Genomic DNA, 18,329 nt, shown 5'->3' on the forward strand with positions numbered 1-18,329 from the left:
CGCACACCGTGCCCCGGGCGCCACGCCCTCGGCATAAGCACAGCCGATGCCCTGCTTCTGTGAGGCCTGCGTTGCTACCCTGGAGGCACATCACGCACAGCAGTGCCAGGGAAGGACCGACACATGGCCGGCGGAAACCCGCTCCTCCGCGATTTCACCAAGCAGGGCGCAGGCAGCGCCCCGCAGCCCTACGGGACCCAGTACGGGCAGAGCTCCTACGGGACCCCCTACCAGCAGCCCGGATACGGTCAGCCCGGATACGGTCAGGCCGGTCCGTACTCCGCCGACCGGCTGGACTCGATGTACAACGCCCCGGCGGCGGGCACCAACCAGACCGGCCGGATGACCTACGACGACGTCATCATGCGCACCGCCACGGTGCTCGGCGCCGTGGTGGTCGGTGCGCTGGCCGGCTGGATCATGCCCGCGCTGGCCCTGCCGGGCGCCCTGATCGGGTTCGTCCTGGCCATGGTCAACGTCTTCAAGCGCCAGCCCTCGCCGGCGCTGATCCTGGCCTACGGCCTGTTCGAGGGCATGTTCCTCGGCGGCATCTCGGCGATCTTCGAGGTTCGGTACCCGGGCATCGTCGTCCAGGCCGTGATCGGCACCCTCGCGGTGTTCGGCTCCGTGCTCGTGCTCTTCCGCTCGGGCAAGCTGCGCGCCTCCGCCCGGGCGACCAAGATCTTCATGGTCGCCCTCATGGCCTACGCCGTGTTCGCGCTGGTCAACCTGGGTGCCGTCCTGCTCTTCGGCTTCGACATCCGCACCGAGAGCCCCGCGGGCCCCTGGCTGGGCCTGGCCATCGGCGCGATCGCCATCCTTCTGGCGGCCTACAGCTTCGTGCTGGACTTCGAGAACATCAAGCGCGGTGTCGAGGTCGGCGTCCCGGAGAAGATGGCCTGGTCCGCGGCCTTCGGCCTGACCGTCACCTTGGTGTGGCTCTACGTCGAGATCCTGCGCATCCTGGCGATCATCCGGGAGATGACCTCCAACTAGGTCCCCGGCGACGGCCCGGTCCCCTTACCGGGGGCCGGGCCGTCGCCGTGTCCGCCGCCCCCCGGCGCGGACGGCGGCTCAGTGGTAGGTGATCCGCGGGCCGGGCGCGGGCAGGGTGGCCGCGTGCTCCGCGGCGGCCCCCCGGGGCGGGCGTCCCACGAACAGCCAGCCGAGCACCTTCTCCCCGGGGGCCAGCCCGTAGAAGACGCGCAGCGCGTCCTCGTCCGCCCCGTCGCGGGGCGCCCACGCGGTGGCCCAGCCCGCGCCCCAGAAGGCGGCCTCCAGCAGGGGGCGGGCCCCGTGCGCGGCGGCGAGCTGGTCCTTGCGCGGCACCCCCAGGGCGTCGTCGGGACTGAACACCAGCGCGCAGCCCAGCCCTCCGGTGCTCGCCCACTGCAGGGACCCGCGGAACGTCGCCAGCCGCCGCAGCTGCTTGCCCTTGAGGCGGGGGAACGGCGTGCTCATGGTGGGTACGCGCCGCATGCCCGCGGCCGCCGCCGCCAGCTCGGGCGCGGAGCGGCGCGTGGTCACGGCCACCCGCCAGCTCAGCCCCGGGTCCGCGGCGGCCGGGCCGGCGGCCGCGCGCAGCACGGCCTCCAGCTCCTCCCGCGGTGGAGCGTCCGGGGTCAGAGCGGGGGCGGGACGCCGCTGGGCGAGGATCCGGAGGAACGCACGTGACATGGCGTCAGTCTGTCACCGCGGGCGCCCCGGCGGCGATCCGCCCGGCCGCCGCGTCGGCCGGTCCTCCCCGGGGCGGCGCGGCCCCGGCCCCCGGGCGGGTGCGGCCGCCCGCGTCGGGTCCGCGTCACCTGCCGGTCGCCCGGCCGTGGAAGGATGATGCCATGCCTTCTCCTGCGCACGACGCCGGGCGTCCCCCGGCCCCGGGGCCCGGCAGCGAGCTCCCGCCGCTGCACGGCAACGCCGCCGGGGGCGTCGCCGTCTCCGTGCGGGTCGCCGCGGCCTGGTCGTGGCGGCTGCTCATCATCCTCGCGGCCGTGGGCCTGTTCGGCTACATGCTCTCCACGGTCACGGTGGTCATCATCCCCGTGCTCATCGCCGGGCTGCTCGCCGGCCTGCTGTTCCCCCTGGTGAAGGGGATGCGGGCCCAGCACGTGCCCGCCGGCCTGGCCGCGGGCCTCGCCGTCCTGGGCCTCATCGGACTCGTGGTCGGCCTGCTCGTGCTGGCCGGCCGGCAGATCGTGCTCGGCTTCGCCCAGCTCTCCGAGAACGTGGTGGTCGGCACCCAGCAGCTGCTGGGCTGGCTGGAGGACGGGCCGCTGAACCTCAGCGCGGACAGCGTGAACGACTGGATCGACGACCTCGGCACCACGGTGGAGGACAACAGCCAGGCCATCCTGAACGGGGCCATGTCCTTCGGCTCCACGGCCGGCAACGTGCTGACCGGCATCATCATCATGCTGTTCACGCTGCTGTTCTTCCTCATGGACGGGGAGCGCATCTGGCTCTTCCTGGTCCGGCTCTTCCCGGTCAGCGCCCGGCACGCGGTCAACGGCGCCGGCCGGCGGGGCTGGCACTCCCTCGTGCAGTACGCCCGGATCCAGGGCTTCGTGGCGTTCGTGGACGCCGTGGGCATCGGTCTCGGCGCCGCCCTGCTCGGGGTGCCCCTGGCGCTGCCCATCGGCATCCTCGTCTTCCTCGGCTCCTTCATCCCCATCGTCGGCGCCGTGCTGACCGGTGCCGTCGCCGTGCTGGTCGCACTCGTGGCCAACGGCTTCGGCAACGCCCTGGCCATGCTGGCGGTGGTGCTGCTGGTGCAGCAGATCGAGTCCAACGTCCTGCAGCCCCTCGTCATGGGCCGGGCCGTGTCCCTGCACCCGCTGGCCGTGTTCCTCGCCGTGGCCTCCGGCACCATCCTCTTCGGCATCGCGGGCGCACTGTTCGCGGTGCCCGTGATGGCCTTCCTCAACACGGTGGTGCGCTACCTCGTGGGCGGGACCTGGCGCCAGGACGACGAGATCCCGTGGGAGCCCTACTACTTCCCCTGGGAGATCAAGAAGCACGCCAGCCGGAACGAGCTGACCCGGGACCAGATCATGGCCCAGCTCCAGCGCTTCCGCCGGACCCGGGCCCAGGAGCGCCTCCAGGCGGCGCTCAAGCGCGGGCGCAAGGCCGACCGCACCCGGGCCGCGGCCGGGAGCGCCGGACGGCCGGACGGCGGCGGGCGGCCGGACGGGGCCGGCGCCGGGGACGCCCCGGGGCGGCCTCCGGGCACCGACTAGGATGGAGACCGCGCCCGCCGCCGGCGGGCGCGAGCCGTGCCCCGCCCCCGGGTCCCGCGCACGCACCGACCGGTAAGGAAGACGCACCGTGAGCCTGGCCGCCCTGCCCGTCCGCCTCGCCGACATCGAGGACGCCGCCGCACTGCTCGACGGGGTGATCGACCGGACGCCGGTGGCCCACTCGCGGGCGCTGTCCCGCCTGGTCGGCACCGAGGTGAACCTCAAGGCCGAGAACCTCCAGCGCGCGGGCTCCTTCAAGGTCCGCGGCGCCTACGTGCGGATGGCCAAGCTCACCGCCGAGGAGAAGGCGCGCGGGGTGGTGGCCGCCTCCGCCGGCAACCACGCCCAGGGGGTGGCCCTCGCCGCCGACCGGCTGGGCATCACCGCCCGGATCTACATGCCCGTGGGTGCGGCCCTGCCCAAGATCGCCGCGACCCGGGACCACGGCGCCGAGGTCGTGCTGCACGGCAACGCCGTGGACGAGGCGCTCGCCGAGGCGCAGCGCCACGCCGAGCTGACCGGGGCGGTGTTCGTCCACCCCTTCGACCACCCGGACATCGTGGCCGGCCAGGGCACCCTGGGCCTGGAGCTCCTCGACCAGATCCCCGACGTCGACACCGTGATCACCGGTGTGGGCGGCGGCGGCCTGCTCGCCGGGGTGGCCGTGGCCGTGAAGGCCCGTGCGGAGCAGCTGGGCCGGCCGATCCGGCTGATCGGCGTGCAGGCGGAGAACGCCGCCGCCTATCCGCCGTCCCTCGCCGGGGACGCCCTGGTGACCCTCGAGCGGGTCTCGACCATCGCCGACGGCATCGCCGTGGGGAAGCCGGGACAGCTGCCGTTCAGCATCATCAAGGAGCTCGTCGACGACGTCGTGACGGTCTCCGAGGACTCCCTCGCCCAGGCGCTGATCTTCCTGCTGGAGCGGAACAAGCTCGTGGTCGAGCCGGCCGGCGCCGTGGGGGTCGCCGCCCTGCTGGACGGCCGGCTGCAGGAGCGGTACCCGGACCTGGGCAGCACCGCGGTGGTGCTCTCCGGCGGCAACATCGATCCCATGCTGATGCTCAAGGTCATCCAGCGCGGCCTCTCCGCCGCCGGCCGGTACATGACGATCAAGATGATGCTCACCGACCGGCCGGGCGAGCTGGCGCTGATCTCCAAGGTCATCGCCGTGCAGGACGCCAATGTCACCGGCGTGGACCACACCCGCATCGGCGGCGCGCTCAGCATGGGCGACGTCTCCATCACGATCGACATGGAGACCAAGGGCCACGAGCACTGCCGCCAGGTCCTCCGGGCGCTCGAGGCGGAGGGGTTCCACCCCGTCGTCGTGCACTGAGCGCCCCGCCGGCGCACCGCGCCCGGCACGGCGACGGCGCCGGTCCTCGCGGGGACCGGCGCCGTCGTCGTGTGCGCGGGCGGTGGCGTCGTGTGCGCGGGCGGTGGCGTCAGGAGCGGCGCCGCCCGGTGAGGTAGGTGGCGAAGCCGCTGACGAACGTCGCGAACACGGCGACGTTGCGCAGGCTGCCGGGGGCGCTCGCCGCCGGGTCGCCCTGACCGGCGACGTGCAGGACCACGGCGACGACCGCGAGCACCGCGGTGAGCACCATGAGCGCCCGGGTGGCGGGCCCGGGGTCGCGCAGCCAGTGGCTCGTCACGGCGCGCTCAGCCCTGGAACGGCTTGGCGTCCAGGATCTTGACCGGGATCTGCTTGCCGTTGGGCGCGGTGTAGGACAGCTCGTCGCCGACCTGGTGGCCGGAGATCGCCGAGCCCATCGGGGACTTCTCGGAGAACACCTCCAGCTCGCTGCCGGCGGCCAGGTCCTCGGCCACCTCGCGGGAGCCGATGAGGAAGGTCATCGGCTCCCCGGCGATCTCCGCGGTGACGACCATGCCGGCCTCGACGATCCCGTCGTCCGCGGGGGCCTCGCCGACCTGGGCGCTCTCCAGCAGGGCCTTGAGGTGGGCGATGCGCCCCTCGTTCTTGCCCTGCTCCTCGCGGGCCGCGTGGTAGCCGCCGTTCTCCTTGAGGTCGCCCTCCGAGCGGGCCTGGTCGATGCGCTCCACGATCTCGTTGCGGTACGGCCCGGAGATGTAGTCGAGCTCCTTCTTCAGACGGTCGTAGGCCTCCTGGGTCAGCCAGGCGCCCTGGTTGCTGGTCTTGGTCACAATCTCTCCTCGGTGGACGGACGGCCGGGCCGCCGGTGCCCGCCCGGGGCGACCCGGGCGGCGGCGGACCGGAACGACGGCGCGGGCGCCGTCGGCGGTGCGGGGATCCGCATCATGCAAAGTCCCCGCCCCGGTGCCGGGCCGTCCGTGCGGACGGTTCCCGGTGGCCGGGGACGGGGAGTCCTGGTCCCCAGTCTAGGCGGGCCCGGGGGAAGGCCCAAAGCAGGGTGAGGGTTACGACACATCCGCGGCGGCCGCGGGGTCCTCGACCCAGCAGGAGTCGACGACCGCGGTGGTGGCCAGGTTGGTGGTGCGCACGGACGCCCGGTGGGTGCTCGTCCCGCCCTCGCCGAGCCGCTCCTCGGCCACTGCCCCGACGGTCACCTCGGCCCAGCCCACCACGGCGTACTCCTCGTTGAGGGCGTTCACCGCGCAGGTCACCACGTCGCCGGGACGCTTGGTGAGGTCGAAGTCCGCCGTCACCCGCGCCTCGGAGACGACGTGGAAGCCGATGTCCTTGAACGTGGGCGCCGCGGACCGGGCGGTGACCACCCACACGACGAACCCGGCCGCCAGCAGGGTCGCCAGCGCCAGCAGGCCCAGCCAGCCGCGCGGGCCGAGCCGGCGGGCACGGGCGGGGCGTCCGTAGCGGTCGCGGAGCAGGGCGGGGGAGTCGGTGGACACGGCGGCCTCGGGTCTCGGCAACGGGGAAGGCGGCGCCGGGCCCGGCGACCGCCCGTCCACTGTAGCCGAGCCCGCTGGGAGCATCCCGGGCGCGGCGCGGCCCCGCGGACGCGTAAAATGGAGGGCGGCCCGTGCCCGCAGCGGTCGCGCCGCACCACCCCCGACCGATCCCGAGAGGACCTCCCGAGTGACCTCCCTGTCCCAGATGCGCCTGCTGGCCGTCCACGCCCACCCCGACGACGAGTCGAGCAAGGGTGCCGCGACCATGGCCCACTACGTCCGGCAGGGGGTCGAGGTGATGGTGGCCACGTGCACCGGCGGTGAGCGCGGGTCCATCCTCAACGGGGAGATGGAGGGCCACCCCCACGCCGAGCGGGACCTGACCGGCCTGCGCCGGCTGGAGATGGCCCAGGCCGCCGCCGCGCTGGAGGTCCGGCACCGGTGGCTGGGCTTCATGGACTCGGGCCTGCCCGAGGGCAACCCGCTGCCGCCGCTGCCGTGGGGCTGCTTCGCCCTGCAGCCGCTGGAGCGGGCCGCCGCCCCGCTGGTGCGGCTCGTGCGCGAGTTCCGCCCGCACGTGATCCTCACCTACGACGAGAACGGCGGCTATCCGCACCCGGACCACATCCAGACCCACAACGTCTCGGTCGAGGCCTTCCGCGCCGCCGGCGACCCCGACCGCTACCCGGGCCTCGGGCAGCCCTGGACGCCGCTGAAGCTCTACTACGACCGGGCCTTCAACCTCGAGCGCTTCCAGGCCCTGCACGAGGCCCTCGAGGAGCGCGGCCTGCAGTCGCCGTACGCGGAGCGCATCGCCGCCTGGCAGGAGACCGACCCGGAGGGCCACCGACCGCCCGCACCCCGGCACGAGACCACCACCAAGATCCAGTGCCCGGACACCTTCGCCCGCCGGGACGAGGCGCTGCGCAGCCACCGCACCCAGGTGGCCCCGGACGGGATGTTCTTCGCCGTGTCCGCCGAGATGCAGGCCGAGGTCTGGCCGTGGGAGGACTACGTCCTGGCCGACTCGCGGGTGACCACCGCCCTGCCGGAGAACGACCTGTTCGCCGGGATCCTGGGCTGAACGAGGAGATGACCGCCGTGCTGAACGTGCTCGCCCTGCTCCCGGCGATGGCGCCCAACCCGATCGACGAGGGCACGCTGCGCCCCGGGCTGGACCCCAGCCAGGTGACCCCCGGCGTGGCCGGCTTCCTCATGTCCCTGGTCCTCGCCGTGGCCGTGATCCTGCTCGTGCTCGACTTCAACCGCCGCAACCGGCGCATGCGCTACCGCGCGGAGTACGCCGAGCGCCGCGCCGCCGAGGAGCAGGTGGGCGGCTACACCCGGGAGTCCTCCGACGCCCCGGCCGCCGGGGAGGCCCCGGGCACCCCGGCCGAGGACCCGGGGGGACCCGACCCGCGCGGCTGAGGCCGGGACCCTCCCGCGGGGCCCCGTGCCGGACCCGAGATCCGAGGAGCGCCCGATGCCCAACCGTCTGAGCGGACAGTCCTCCGCCTACCTGCGCCAGCACGCGGACAACCCCGTGTCGTGGCAGCCCTTCGACGACGCCGCGTTCGCCGAGGCCGCCCGTCGGGACGTCCCGGTGTTCCTCTCGGTCGGCTACGCCGCCTGCCACTGGTGCCACGTGATGGCCCACGAGTCCTTCGAGGACCCGGGAATCGGCGCCTACCTCGACGAGCACTTCGTGCCGGTCAAGGTGGACCGGGAGGAGCGCCCGGACGTGGACGCCGTCTACATGGGCGCCACGCAGCTGCTCACCCGCCAGGGCGGCTGGCCCATGAGCGTGTTCCTCACCCCGGACGGCCGGGCCTTCCACGCCGGCACCTACTTCCCGCCCCGCCCGGCCCGCGGCACGCCGTCCTTCCGGCAGGTGCTCGAGGCCGTGACCGAGGCGTGGACCGCCCGCCGCGGCGAGCTGGAGCAGGCCGCGGACGCGCTCGCCCGTGCCGTCGCCGGGCAGTCGGAGGACCTGCGCGCCGCGCTGGCCGCCGGCGCGGTGGCCGTGCCGGCGGCCGGGACCGGTCCGGACCTCGCGGCCGTGGCCCTCGGGGTGCTCCTGCAGGAGGAGGACCCGGCCCACGGGGGCTTCGGCGGAGCCCCCAAGTTCCCGCCCTCCACGGTCCTGCCGCTGCTCGAGCGGATCGCGGCCCGGCCCGGTGGGCGGACCGCGGAGCAGGCTCGCGGCCTGCTGGGCCGTACCCTCGGCGCCATGCGGGCCTCCGCGCTCCTGGACCAGGTGGGCGGCGGCTTCCACCGCTACTCGGTGACCCGGGAGTGGTCCCTGCCGCACTACGAGAAGATGCTCTACGACAACGCCCAGCTGCTGCGCGCCTACGCGCGCGCCGCGGCCCGGGAGCCCGGCCGCGGCGACGGGCGCACGGCCGCGGCCACGGCCGCGTTCCTGCTGCGCGAGCTGCGCCTGCCCGGCGGGGCCTTCGCGTCCTCCCTCGACGCGGACAGCCCCTCCGGGGACGGGGACGTGCACGGCGGGGAGGGCGCGTTCTACGTCTGGACCCGCGCCGAGCTGGCCGCCGTCCTCGGCCGCGAGCGGGGGACGGCCGTGGCCGACCTCATGGGGGTCGCCGCCGGCCGCGCCCGGCCGCTGCACCCGGGGCGGGACCTGGGCGAGGAGGAGCAGGCGCTGTGGGACGCCGCCCGGCCCGAGCTCGCGGCGGCCCGGGCGTCCCGGCCGGCCCCGGCCCGGGACAACAAGGTCGTGGCCGGGTGGAACGGGCTGGCCGTCACGGCCCTCGCCGAGGCCGGCGTGCTGCTGCAGGACCCCGCCCTGCTGCTCGCGGCCGAGGAGGCCGCCGGGCACCTGTGGGAGGTGCACTGGGACGGCGGCCGCCGTCGGCTGGCGCGCACCAGCCACGCCGGCTCGGCGGAGCGCTCCATCGAGGGCCTGCTGGAGGACTACGCGCTGCTGGCCGAGGGGTTCCTGGCCCTCTACCGGGCCGCCGGCGCCACGGACTGGCTCCGGCGGGCCCGCACGCTCGCCGACGTGGCCGGGGAGCGCTTCGCGCACCCGGCCCCGGACGGCGGGGAGCCGGCGTCGGACCGGGTCTGGTCCGACCTCGCGGACGTCCCCGCGCCGCTGCGGGCCGCCGGCGGCTCGGGGGGCGCCCAGCCGCTCGACGACGTCACGCCCGCCGGCACCGCCGTGCTCGCGGCGGTGCTCGCGGAGCTGTGGGCCCTGGACGGGGACGAGGCCCGGGCCCGGCTCGTCCTGTCCCTGCTCGGTCCCCTGGAGCTCCTGGCCCGGCGCTCGCCCCGCGCCGCGGGACGGGCCCTGGCGGTGCAGGACGAACTGGGCGCCGCGCCGACCCACGTGGTGCTGGCCGGCGGGACCGTCGAGGACAAGCTCGAGGCCCGCCGGGCCGTGGGCCCCGCCGCGGTGCTGGGCACCCACGTCATCGACGCCGACGCCCCCGGGGCGCCGGGCGCCGCCCGCGGGAGGACGGCGCCGGGCGGACGGTTCACGGTCCACGTGTGCCGCGGCTTCGCCTGCCGCGCCCCGCTCCACACGGTCGCCGAGCTGCGCGAGGAGCTGGCGGAGGGCCGCTGACTCAGCCGAGCATCGCGAGCATGATCGCCACGTAGTGCAGCCCGAAGCCGAGGACGGTGCAGGCGTGGAAGATCTCGTGGAAGCTGAACACCTCGGGCAGCAGCCGTGGGCGCTTGGTGCCGTAGAACACCGCGCCGGTGATGTAGGCGGCGCCGCCGGCCGCGGTGAGCACGGCCGCCGGCGGGCTGGTCTGCCAGAACTGCGGGAGGTAGAGGACGGCCAGGCAGCCCATCACCACGTAGAGCGGGGTGTAGAGCCAGCGGGGCGCGAGCGTCCACAGCAGCCGGAAGAGCACCAGCCCGGCGGCGCAGGCCCAGATCACGCTCAGCAGCACCCGGGACTGCTCCGGGACCAGCAGCGCGACGGCCAGCGGGGTGTAGGTCCCCGCGATCAGCAGGGCGATGTTGGAGTGGTCCATGCGGCGCAGGACCATGTGCAGCCGGCGGGGCCAGTAGGCGCGGTGGTAGATGGCCGACACGCCGAACAGCAGGATCCCCGTGACCCCGTACACGGCGCACGCGATGCGCAGCTCCGCGGTGGGGGCGAGCAGGATCGCCACGAGCCCCAGGGCGACGACGACGGGCGTGAAGCCGGCGTGGATCCAGCCCCGCCACGCGGGCTTGCGCTCCACGAGCTCCTCGAGCCGGTGCTCGATCGCCTCCCCGAGCTGTGCGGCGGCGCCGACCGGCCCGCCGTGCGAGTGCTCCATGGTGTTCCTCCCGGCGTGCGGTGGTGGATCCGGATGATCCTCCACCGGGTAGTTTAGGAGGCGTCCCCGGCCGATGCCGGGGCCCGTGACCGCCGACACGGCCGGGCCCCGACCCCCCAGCGCCGGCGGCGCGCCGGGCGCTGCGTCCAGCACGACCACCAGGACCCGCGGCCCCCGCCGCGGGCGAGACCTCGGGAGGACCCGAAGATGCCCAGACCACGGCCGCTCTACCGGTTCTACGAGCGCCGGCTCGCCGCCGACCTCGACCCGCGGCGGCTGCCCAAGCACGTCGGCGTGCTCGTGGACGGGAACCGGCGGTGGGCCAAGCAGTTCGGCGCCTCGACCGCGGACGGGCACAAGGCCGGGGCGCAGAAGATCGTGGAGTTCCTGGGCTGGTGCCGGGAGCTGGACATCGAGGTGGTCACCCTCTACATCCTCTCCACCGAGAACCTCAAGCGCCCGGCCGCGGAGCTGGAGCCCCTGCTGGAGATCATCTCGGACCTGATGGACACCCTCTCCGAGACCGGCATCTGCCGGGTCCAGCCCGTGGGGGCCCTGGAGATGCTGCCGCCGCGGCTCGCCGCGTGCCTGGCCGACCTCACCGAGCGCACCGCGGACAACGCCGGACCTCACCTGAACATCGCGGTGGGCTACGGCGGCCGGCAGGAGATCGTGGACGCGGTGCGGGAGGTCCTCACGGAGGCCCTCGACGCCGGGGCCGACGTGCGGGAGCTGGCCCAGGAGCTGTCGGTGGAGCACATCTCGGAGCACCTCTACACGCGCGGGCAGCCGGACCCGGACCTGCTCATCCGCACCTCGGGGGAGCAGCGGCTCTCCGGCTTCCTCATGTGGCAGTCGGCCTACAGCGAGTACTACTTCTGCGAGGCCCTGTGGCCGGACTTCCGGCGCGTGGACTTCCTGCGGGCGCTGCGCGACTACGCGTCCCGCCAGCGGCGCTTCGGCGGCTGACCCCCGCGACGTCGCTGGCAATTTCCACCCCGTTCACCGTTTCTGCTCGCGCGGCGGGTCCCGCCTGCGTACGTTGTCCTCAGGCGGGCGGCGCGGACGCCGACCGCCGGACAGAGGAGGAAGGGCCGCCATGAGCATCTCCAAGAACCCGGAGCGCATCGTCGACATCTCCGCCCCGCTGGGCGCCGCCCAGCCGCGGACCGGGGTGCGCTCCTACGTGATCGACACCTCGGTGCTCCTGTCCGACCCGCGGGCCGTCCTGCGCTTCGCCGAGCACGAGGTGGTGCTGCCGGTCGTGGTGATCACCGAGCTGGAGGGCAAACGGCACGACCCCGAGCTCGGCTACTTCGCCCGGCAGGCCCTGCGCCTGCTCGACGACCTGCGCGTGGAGCACAACGGGCTCAACCGCCCCGTCCCGATCGGGGATCAGGGCGGGACCCTCGTGGTGGAGCTCAACCACGTCTCGGACACCGTGCTGCCCGTGAGCTTCCGGCTCAAGGACAACGACTCCCTGATCCTGGCGGTGGCGCTCAGCCTCGCCAACGACGGCCGGGACGTGTGCATCGTGTCCAAGGACCTCCCGATGCGGGTGAAGGCCTCGGCCCTGGGCCTGGAGGCCGAGGAGTACCGGGCGGAGTGGGTCGGCTCGGACGTCGAGTGGTCCGGCACCGCGTCCGTCGACGTGCCCGACGACGTCGTGGACCGGCTCTACGCCGGCGAGGCCGTCGTGGTCCCGGGCGCGGAGGGCCTGCCCGCCAACACCGGCCTGACCCTGCACTCGGTGCGCGGCAGCGCCCTGGCGCGGGTCCGCGCGGACGGTGCGGCCCGGGTGGTGCGGGGGGACCGGGACGTCTTCGGCGTCAACGGCCGCTCCGCCGAGCAGCGGCTGGCCATCGACCTCCTGCTCGACCCCGAGGTGGGCATCGTCTCCCTCGGCGGCCGGGCCGGCACCGGCAAGTCCGCCCTGGCCCTGTGCGCGGGCCTGGAGACGGTCATGGAGCGCCGCGAGCACCGCAAGGTCATGGTGTTCCGCCCGCTCTACGCGGTGGGCGGCCAGGAGCTGGGCTACCTGCCCGGCTCCGAGGAGGAGAAGATGAACCCGTGGGGCCAGGCCGTCTTCGACACCCTCGGGGCGCTGGTCTCCCCGGAGGTCGTCGAGGAGGTGCTCGACCGCGGGATGCTCGAGGTGCTGCCCCTGACCCACATCCGCGGCCGGTCCCTGCACGACGCCTTCGTCATCGTGGACGAGGCCCAGTCCCTCGAGAAGAACGTGTTGCTGACGGTGCTCTCCCGGATCGGCCAGGGCTCCAAGGTGGTCATGACCCACGACGTCGCCCAGCGCGACAACCTGCGGGTGGGCCGTCACGACGGGGTCACCGCGGTGGTCGAGGCGCTCAAGGGCCACCCGCTGTTCGGCCACGTCACCCTCACCCGCTCGGAGCGCTCGCCGATCGCGGCTTTGGTGACGGAGGTGCTGGGCGACCTGGAGCCCTGAGCGCCGCCCGGTCGGCTCAGGGGCCGACCGGCCAGGGCAGGTGCCGGCTCACGTCCGTGAGGTCCAGCCGCACGGAGGTGAAGAGGTCGTCGACGAAGTACTCGTCGACGGCCTCGATCCGCAGGTCGTGGCCGGTGCCGGCCAGGGGTCCCTCGAGCACCTCCGAGCGCACGCACACGGCCGTCCGCTCGTCGAGCAGCACCCGGGTGCGGGCCGGGGCGAGCGGATGGCCCGGCGTGGCCGGCGCGTAGGCCGGGCCCGGGGTGAGCACCGCCCCGCGCACCGCCCGCCCGTGGTGGACGCCCGTGCCGAGCTGCTCGACGGTGCACGGGCGCCGCTCCGGCAGATAGGGCGGCACGGGGGCGCTGCCGGCGAGCTCCACCGGGTCGAGGATGGCCTGCCACCGGCCGCCGCCGAAGACCGGGTCCCCGTAGGCGGCCTCGGGCCGGCGCTCCACGAGGCCCGAGTCGGTGAAGACGGGGGTCACGAGGGACGGCGCGAGCAGCCACGAGGAGGAGGTGGAGGCGACGTAGAAGTCGTCGCGCGAGCCCTCCAGCGTGGTGGCCGTGTAGAGGGGGCCGCCGGCCAGGGTCTCCACGCGCAGCTCGGACGGGCGGCGCACCCACGCCCGCACCGGCTCGTGCGGGGCCCGGTCCCCGGGGACGAGCCAGGACAGCACGAAGCGCAGGCTGTCCCAGCGCCAGGGCGAGGACCGGCACAGCGCGGCGAACTCGTCCGGGTCGGTGGGCGCGGGGACGGGGGAGCGGGCCATGGCCCCAGTCTAGGGAGGGCGGGCGCGGTCCACAGGGCCCGGGCCCGGCTCCTCGACCGGCGGCTACGATGCCCGGTGTGAGCGCCTTCCTGACCGACCAGTTCGCCCGCGGGGACGCCGCCGGCTGGGCCGCCGGGGTGCTCGCGGCGGCCGGCCTGCTGGTGCTGGCCGGCGGCTGCGCGTGGCTGTGGCGCACCGACGTGCGCGAGCACCTGCTGCCCGGCCGGGTGGTCCGCCCGCTCTATCCGGTGTGCGGCGGCCTGCTGGGAGCCGCGGCGGTGGTGGCCGGGGAGCCGGTGCGGCTGCTGTGGATGCTGTGGGGCCTGGCGGTGATGGGCGGGATCTACGTCCTGCTGCGCCTGCTGCATCCCGCCGGGATGGGGATGGGCGACGTCCGGCTGTCCGGGCTGCTCGGCCTGTGCCTGGGCTTCGCCTCGGTGTGGCACGCGGTGCTCGGCGCGGCGGCCGGATTCGTGCTCGGAGGGCTGGCCGGGGCCCTGCTCGTGGTCGCGGGGCGGGCCGGGGCCCGGACCCGGGTGGCGTTCGGCCCGGCGATGATCAGCGGCGCCCTCGGGGTGCTCCTGCTGCTCTGAGCGCGCCGCGCCGGCCCGTGCCGCGTGCCGCACCGGCCACCGGCGCCTGCCAGAATGGGCCGGGACCCCGGCCCCCGGGCCGACCACCGCCGGACAAGGAGCGCCCATGCCCGTCCCCGAGTTCGTCCTCTCCCTGCGCGAGCGGATCGGCCACGACCTGCTCTGGCTGCCCGCGGTCACCGCCGTCGTCCTGCGCGACGACGGCCGGGTGCTGCTGGCCCGGCGCAGCGACAACGGCAACTGGGGGCTGGTGAGCGGGATCGTGGAGCCCGGCGAGGAGCCGGCGGTCACCGCGGTGCGGGAGTGCCTGGAGGAGACCGGCGTCGTCGCCGTCGTGGAGGACCTCGTGGCGATCAAGGCCGGCGAGCCGGTGCAGTACCCCAACGGGGACCGGTGCCAGTTCCTCGACCACACCTTCCGCTGCCGCTGGGTCTCCGGGCAGGCCCGCGTCAACGACGACGAGTCCCTCGAGGTCGGCTGGTACGACCCGGCCGACACCCCGCCGCTGCCGCCGCACCAGCGGGCCCGGCTCGACGCGGCCCTGGCCCACGACGGCCGCACGCGCTTCGTGGCCTGAGCCCGCGGCCGGCGCCGCGGGACGGTGGCGTCCGAGAAACACAGCGTGCTTACTTGTGGGCCGGCGCACACGTTCCTAGACTCGGAAGCGTCCGCACCCGACGCACCGACGAGCAAGGAGGACCAACATGGCCACGGGAGAAACCGGTTTCGACGACGTCACCTACGACCTGGTGTCCGTGCAGTACCACGCGCTCAAAGCAGGTCACGACTACGGGCAGTACGTGCGGGACGCCCGCAACGCCGGCCGCGACGACATCGCCGACTTCTTCGAGCAGGTGATGTCCGAGGACTCCGCACGCGCCAAGCAGTGCCACGAGTTCATCAAGGAGCTCTCCAAGTCCGACGAGTCCGGCCCGGCCGTCACGTCCTGATCCGGACCACGGCCCGGGGCGCGAGCCGCCGGACGACACGAGGGGTCGCGCCCGCCCGCCCGGGAACCGTCTCCCGGGCGGGCGCGACCCTTTGTCGTGCGCGGACGGGTCAGGCGTTGGGACCCGTCATGGTGGTGACGTCCAGCGCACGGTCGAGCTGCTCCTCGGTGAGCTGCCCGTTCTCCACGTAGCCGAGGGCCAGGGTCGCCTCGCGCACCGTCATCTTGTTCGCCACGGCGTGCTTGGCGATCTTCGCGGCGGCCTCGTAGCCGATGGCCTTGTTCAGCGGGGTCACGATGGACGGGGAGGCCTCGGCCAGGAACCGGCAGCGCTCCACGTTCGCCTCGAGCCCGTCGATCATCTTCTCCGCCATCACGCGCGAGGAGTTGGCGAGCAGCCGGATGGACTCCAGCAGCGCGGAGGCCATGACGGGGATGCCCACGTTGAGCTCGAAGGCCCCGTTGGTGGAGGACAGGGACACCGTGGTGTCGTTGCCGATCACCTGCGCGCAGACCTGGATCGTGGACTCGCAGATCACCGGGTTCACCTTGCCCGGCATGATCGAGGAGCCCGGCTGCAGGTCCGGGATGAGGATCTCGCCCAGGCCGGTGTTGGGCCCGGAGCCCATCCAGCGCAGGTCGTTGTTGATCTTCATGTAGCTGTAGGCCACGGTGCGCAGCTGGCCCGAGGCCTCGACGAGGCCGTCCCGGTTGGCCTGGGCCTCGAAGTGGTTGCGCGCCTCCGTGATCGGCAGGCCGGTCTCCTCGGCCAGCAGCTCGATCACCCGGGCGGAGAACCCGGCCGGGGTGTTGATGCCCGTGCCCACGGCGGTCCCGCCCAGGGGCACCTCGGCCACGCGGGGCAGGGCGGCCTGGACGCGCTCGATGCCGTAGCGCACCTGGGCGGCGTAGCCGCCGAACTCCTGGCCCAGGGTCACCGGGGTGGCGTCCATCAGGTGGGTGCGCCCGGACTTCACGACGTTCCGGAACTCGGCCGCCTTCCGCTCGAGGGACTCGGCCAGCTGCGTCATCGCGGGGACCAGGTCGTTGACCAGGGCGCCCGTGACGGCCACGTGCACGGAGGTCGGGAAGACGTCGTTGGAGGACTGGGAGGCGTTGACGTGGTCGTTGGGGTGGACCTCCACGCCCTGGCCCTCGAGGGCCCGGGTGGCGAGGGTGGCCAGGACCTCGTTGGTGTTCATGTTGGAGGACGTCCCGGAGCCGGTCTGGAACACGTCGATCGGGAAGTGCTCGTCGAACCGGCCCGTGGCGACCTGGTCCGCGGCCTCGGCGATCGCGCGGGCGCGCTCGCCGTCGAGCACGCCCAGCTCCGCGTTCGCCAGGGCGGCGGCCTTCTTGATCTGCGCCAGCGCGACGATGTGCTGGGGCTCGAGGGTCTTGCCGGAGATCGGGAAGTTCTCGACGGCGCGCTGTGTCTGGGCGCGGTACAGGGCCTGTGCGGGCACCCGCACCTCGCCCATGGTGTCGTGCTCGATGCGGTACTCGGTGGACGCTGCCGTGCTGTTTGCCGTGGTGTTAGCCATGGCGTCAGTCTAGGTCAGCCCGAGGTGACGCCCGGCACGGGGGCCCGCCGCGGCAGGGGGACGTCAGCGGGCCGGCAGCCAGGTCCCGTGGCCGTGCACGAGCTCGGCCTGCCCGTCCTCCAGGTGGTAGAAGACGCCGACGACGGCCACCTCGCCCTGCGAGACGGCCTCGTTGATGATCCGCGACTGCTCGAGCAGCCGGGAGGCCGTCTGCTTGGTGTGCTCGACCACGGCCGAGTTCACGTCGGCCTCCCCGTGCCGCCGGGCGTCCAGCACGGACGGCATGATCCGCTCGATGAGGTCCCGCTGGAACCCGCGCGGCATGTCCCCGGAGTGCGCGGTCGCGTGCGTGGCGCTGACCGCCCCGCACGAGTCGTGGCCCAGGACCATGACCAGGGGGGTGCCCAGGTTGGCCACGGCGTACTCGATGGAGCCGAGCACGGCGTCGTCGATGACCTGCCCGGCGGTGCGGACCACGAAGGCGTCCCCGAGCCCGAGGTCGAAGATGATCTCGGCGGCCAGCCGCGAGTCCGAGCAGCCGAAGATCACCGCGAACGGGTCCTGCCCCGCCGCCACGGACTGCCGGCGGGAGGCGTCCTGGTTGGGGTGCAGGGACTCGCCCGCCACGAAGCGGGCGTTGCCCTCGCGCAGGCGCTGCCAGGCGGCGGCCGGGGTGCGGGGCGCGGTGTCGTCGGATCGGGTCTCGAGGGTCATGGCTGCTCCGTGGGGTCGGGGTCGGGGGCCGCGGCGAGCGCCGCGGTCACTGCGGTGGCGAGGTGGTCGAGCTCGGCGCCGGGCGCGTCGCCCTTGAGCACCACGGTGGAGCCGTCCACCTCGCCGGAGTACACGGTGAGGGCGTCCCGGTCCCGGGACTCCTCCCGGACGTGGACGTCCCACGCCACGCCCCCGGCCTCGACGGTCGCGGAGACGGGCACGGCCTCGGTCTGCTGGGCCAGCCACGTGGGATTGGCCAGGGACGTCTGCACGAGGCCGATGAAGTTGCCCTGGGGAGTGGCCCAGCCGATCTCCCAGAAGGGCACGCCCTCCGCCGCCCCGGCGTTCCAGCGGGCGTAGTTGGCGGTCCAGCCCTCGCCCGGCTCGGGGACGACCGGCGGGAACGGCGCCTCGTCGGCCACGTAGTCCGCCTCCTGCGCCACGTCGACGTCGGGCCGGTACGGCTGGGCGTCCGGGCGCGGCTGGAGCCACACGAACGGCAGCACCAGCAGCAGCAGGACGGCCATCGAGATGATCATCCCCTGCACGGGGGCGTTGATCCGCCGCGCCTGCTTCTCCGTGATCTGGGGCCGGGGCGGCGCCTCGGGGCCGGGCACGGTCCCGGGCGCGGCCGCACGGGGCGCGTCCGCGGGCGGCTCGGCGGAACGGTCGGGGGTCGGGAAGCTCACGGGTCCATTGTGCCCTGTCCGGGTGGCCGCGGTCGCACCGCCGGGCCGACTGTGAGCCGGCTCCCAGCGCGCGGACGGGCGGGCGATATGCTGGGCGGGACGCGGTCCGCGCCGCGGCCGAGCCCGGCCCGCAGGCCCGCAGACCCGAAACTCGAAGGTGAGGAACATCGTGGCCCAGGAATCCACCGGAACGACCAAGGCACCCAGCAACAACGTGGCCGAC

Annotated in this window: 20 protein-coding genes; 11 read left to right on the forward strand and 9 right to left on the reverse strand. The window is 74.3% G+C overall.

Translation table 11 applies throughout. The features are described from left to right. Positions 1–123 precede the first annotated feature (123 nt). Positions 124–996 carry a Bax inhibitor-1/YccA family membrane protein gene (locus ACWCOM_RS13565; protein WP_454549268.1) on the forward strand — a complete coding sequence of 291 codons (873 nt, stop codon included), beginning with the start codon at positions 124–126 and terminating at the stop codon, positions 994–996. A gap of 78 nt (positions 997–1,074) precedes the next feature. On the opposite strand, the gene ACWCOM_RS13570 is transcribed toward ACWCOM_RS13565, so the two are convergent. After that, a complete protein-coding gene (locus tag ACWCOM_RS13570) occupies positions 1,075–1,677 on the reverse strand; it encodes a hypothetical protein (protein ID WP_454549269.1) in 603 nt (200 codons plus the stop codon). A gap of 161 nt (positions 1,678–1,838) precedes the next feature. Between ACWCOM_RS13570 and ACWCOM_RS13575 the strand changes: the two genes are divergently transcribed. Continuing rightward, the gene (locus ACWCOM_RS13575) at positions 1,839–3,236 is read left to right on the forward strand and encodes an AI-2E family transporter (RefSeq protein WP_454549270.1); all 1,398 of its coding nucleotides are present in this window, start codon (positions 1,839–1,841) and stop codon (positions 3,234–3,236) included. 88 nt (positions 3,237–3,324) lie between these two features. Beyond that, positions 3,325–4,572: a threonine ammonia-lyase gene (ilvA, locus tag ACWCOM_RS13580; protein ID WP_454549271.1), complete on the forward strand. Its 1,248-nt coding sequence runs from the start codon at positions 3,325–3,327 to the stop codon at positions 4,570–4,572. A 109-nt stretch (positions 4,573–4,681) separates the two neighbouring features. Here the strand turns inward: ilvA and ACWCOM_RS13585 are convergent, their stop codons facing one another. The 3 genes from ACWCOM_RS13585 to ACWCOM_RS13595 form a co-directional block, all read right to left on the reverse strand. Continuing rightward, on the reverse strand, positions 4,682–4,891 hold the full coding sequence (locus tag ACWCOM_RS13585) for a hypothetical protein (protein WP_454549272.1): 210 nt from the start codon (positions 4,889–4,891) through the stop codon (positions 4,682–4,684). A 7-nt stretch (positions 4,892–4,898) separates the two neighbouring features. Next, positions 4,899–5,402 (reverse strand): transcription elongation factor GreA, encoded by a 504-nt coding sequence (gene greA, locus ACWCOM_RS13590; protein WP_454549273.1) that lies wholly within the window; start codon positions 5,400–5,402, stop codon positions 4,899–4,901. 234 nt (positions 5,403–5,636) lie between these two features. Further along, on the reverse strand, positions 5,637–6,086 hold the full coding sequence (locus ACWCOM_RS13595; RefSeq protein ID WP_454549274.1) for a DUF4307 domain-containing protein: 450 nt from the start codon (positions 6,084–6,086) through the stop codon (positions 5,637–5,639). A gap of 205 nt (positions 6,087–6,291) precedes the next feature. Here ACWCOM_RS13595 and mca point away from each other — a divergent pair, with 205 nt between their 5' ends. From mca to ACWCOM_RS13610, 3 genes are read left to right on the forward strand one after another with little or no spacing between them, the layout of a single operon-like run. Next, entirely contained in the window at positions 6,292–7,170 is an 879-nt protein-coding gene (mca, locus tag ACWCOM_RS13600) for a mycothiol conjugate amidase Mca (protein WP_454549297.1), read from the forward strand. Positions 7,171–7,178: 8 nt separating this feature from the next. Next, the gene (locus ACWCOM_RS13605; RefSeq protein ID WP_454549275.1) at positions 7,179–7,514 is read left to right on the forward strand and encodes a hypothetical protein; all 336 of its coding nucleotides are present in this window, start codon (positions 7,179–7,181) and stop codon (positions 7,512–7,514) included. A gap of 55 nt (positions 7,515–7,569) precedes the next feature. Continuing rightward, the gene (locus ACWCOM_RS13610) at positions 7,570–9,672 is read left to right on the forward strand and encodes a thioredoxin domain-containing protein (protein ID WP_454549276.1); all 2,103 of its coding nucleotides are present in this window, start codon (positions 7,570–7,572) and stop codon (positions 9,670–9,672) included. 1 nt (position 9,673) lies between these two features. Here ACWCOM_RS13610 and trhA read toward each other — a convergent pair whose 3' ends face one another. Beyond that, positions 9,674–10,381, reverse strand: coding sequence for a PAQR family membrane homeostasis protein TrhA (trhA, locus tag ACWCOM_RS13615; RefSeq protein WP_454549277.1), 708 nt, complete (start codon positions 10,379–10,381; stop codon positions 9,674–9,676). 207 nt (positions 10,382–10,588) lie between these two features. Here trhA and ACWCOM_RS13620 point away from each other — a divergent pair, with 207 nt between their 5' ends. Both ACWCOM_RS13620 and ACWCOM_RS13625 read left to right on the forward strand, forming a co-directional pair. Continuing rightward, positions 10,589–11,350, forward strand: a complete 762-nt coding sequence (locus ACWCOM_RS13620; protein WP_454549278.1) for an isoprenyl transferase — start codon at positions 10,589–10,591, stop codon at positions 11,348–11,350. A 130-nt stretch (positions 11,351–11,480) separates the two neighbouring features. Then, on the forward strand, positions 11,481–12,845 hold the full coding sequence (locus ACWCOM_RS13625) for a PhoH family protein (RefSeq protein ID WP_454549279.1): 1,365 nt from the start codon (positions 11,481–11,483) through the stop codon (positions 12,843–12,845). Positions 12,846–12,861: 16 nt separating this feature from the next. On the opposite strand, the gene ACWCOM_RS13630 is transcribed toward ACWCOM_RS13625, so the two are convergent. After that, complete coding sequence (locus ACWCOM_RS13630; protein ID WP_454549280.1) at positions 12,862–13,617, reverse strand: hypothetical protein; 756 nt, start codon at positions 13,615–13,617, stop codon at positions 12,862–12,864. A 68-nt stretch (positions 13,618–13,685) separates the two neighbouring features. Here ACWCOM_RS13630 and ACWCOM_RS13635 point away from each other — a divergent pair, with 68 nt between their 5' ends. From ACWCOM_RS13635 to ACWCOM_RS13645, 3 genes are all read left to right on the forward strand, one after another. Then, complete coding sequence (locus tag ACWCOM_RS13635; protein ID WP_454549281.1) at positions 13,686–14,210, forward strand: prepilin peptidase; 525 nt, start codon at positions 13,686–13,688, stop codon at positions 14,208–14,210. 106 nt (positions 14,211–14,316) lie between these two features. Continuing rightward, a complete protein-coding gene (locus tag ACWCOM_RS13640) occupies positions 14,317–14,787 on the forward strand; it encodes an NUDIX hydrolase (RefSeq protein WP_454549282.1) in 471 nt (156 codons plus the stop codon). A gap of 127 nt (positions 14,788–14,914) precedes the next feature. Further along, positions 14,915–15,160: an acyl carrier protein gene (locus ACWCOM_RS13645; RefSeq protein ID WP_454549283.1), complete on the forward strand. Its 246-nt coding sequence runs from the start codon at positions 14,915–14,917 to the stop codon at positions 15,158–15,160. 109 nt (positions 15,161–15,269) lie between these two features. On the opposite strand, the gene ACWCOM_RS13650 is transcribed toward ACWCOM_RS13645, so the two are convergent. From ACWCOM_RS13650 to ACWCOM_RS13660, 3 genes are all read right to left on the reverse strand, one after another. Next, the gene (locus ACWCOM_RS13650) at positions 15,270–16,703 is read right to left on the reverse strand and encodes a class II fumarate hydratase (protein WP_454549284.1); all 1,434 of its coding nucleotides are present in this window, start codon (positions 16,701–16,703) and stop codon (positions 15,270–15,272) included. A gap of 63 nt (positions 16,704–16,766) precedes the next feature. After that, complete coding sequence (locus tag ACWCOM_RS13655) at positions 16,767–17,417, reverse strand: carbonic anhydrase (RefSeq protein ID WP_454549285.1); 651 nt, start codon at positions 17,415–17,417, stop codon at positions 16,767–16,769. Further along, the gene (locus ACWCOM_RS13660) at positions 17,414–18,106 is read right to left on the reverse strand and encodes a DUF4245 domain-containing protein (RefSeq protein ID WP_454549286.1); all 693 of its coding nucleotides are present in this window, start codon (positions 18,104–18,106) and stop codon (positions 17,414–17,416) included. The genes ACWCOM_RS13655 and ACWCOM_RS13660 overlap by 4 nt, the downstream gene beginning before the upstream one ends. Positions 18,107–18,329: the final 223 nt, after the last annotated feature.

It is taken from the genome of Kocuria sp. KH4 (assembly GCF_053711175.1).

What these genes read in the sequence shown, in the direction of transcription:
- ACWCOM_RS13565 (WP_454549268.1), top strand. Translation starts at nt 124, where the DNA reads ATGGCCGGCGGAAACCCGCTCCTCCGCGATTTCACCAAGCAGGGCGCA.
- ACWCOM_RS13570 (WP_454549269.1), bottom strand. Translation starts at nt 1,677, where the DNA reads ATGTCACGTGCGTTCCTCCGGATCCTCGCCCAGCGGCGTCCCGCCCCC.
- ACWCOM_RS13575 (WP_454549270.1), top strand. Translation starts at nt 1,839, where the DNA reads ATGCCTTCTCCTGCGCACGACGCCGGGCGTCCCCCGGCCCCGGGGCCC.
- mca (WP_454549297.1), top strand. Translation starts at nt 6,292, where the DNA reads ATGCGCCTGCTGGCCGTCCACGCCCACCCCGACGACGAGTCGAGCAAG.
- ACWCOM_RS13605 (WP_454549275.1), top strand. Translation starts at nt 7,179, where the DNA reads ATGACCGCCGTGCTGAACGTGCTCGCCCTGCTCCCGGCGATGGCGCCC.
- ACWCOM_RS13610 (WP_454549276.1), top strand. Translation starts at nt 7,570, where the DNA reads ATGCCCAACCGTCTGAGCGGACAGTCCTCCGCCTACCTGCGCCAGCAC.
- trhA (WP_454549277.1), bottom strand. Translation starts at nt 10,381, where the DNA reads ATGGAGCACTCGCACGGCGGGCCGGTCGGCGCCGCCGCACAGCTCGGG.
- ACWCOM_RS13620 (WP_454549278.1), top strand. Translation starts at nt 10,589, where the DNA reads ATGCCCAGACCACGGCCGCTCTACCGGTTCTACGAGCGCCGGCTCGCC.
- ACWCOM_RS13625 (WP_454549279.1), top strand. Translation starts at nt 11,481, where the DNA reads ATGAGCATCTCCAAGAACCCGGAGCGCATCGTCGACATCTCCGCCCCG.
- ACWCOM_RS13630 (WP_454549280.1), bottom strand. Translation starts at nt 13,617, where the DNA reads ATGGCCCGCTCCCCCGTCCCCGCGCCCACCGACCCGGACGAGTTCGCC.
- ACWCOM_RS13635 (WP_454549281.1), top strand. Translation starts at nt 13,686, where the DNA reads ATGCCCGGTGTGAGCGCCTTCCTGACCGACCAGTTCGCCCGCGGGGAC.
- ACWCOM_RS13640 (WP_454549282.1), top strand. Translation starts at nt 14,317, where the DNA reads ATGCCCGTCCCCGAGTTCGTCCTCTCCCTGCGCGAGCGGATCGGCCAC.
- ACWCOM_RS13645 (WP_454549283.1), top strand. Translation starts at nt 14,915, where the DNA reads ATGGCCACGGGAGAAACCGGTTTCGACGACGTCACCTACGACCTGGTG.
- ACWCOM_RS13650 (WP_454549284.1), bottom strand. Translation starts at nt 16,703, where the DNA reads ATGGCTAACACCACGGCAAACAGCACGGCAGCGTCCACCGAGTACCGC.
- ACWCOM_RS13655 (WP_454549285.1), bottom strand. Translation starts at nt 17,417, where the DNA reads ATGACCCTCGAGACCCGATCCGACGACACCGCGCCCCGCACCCCGGCC.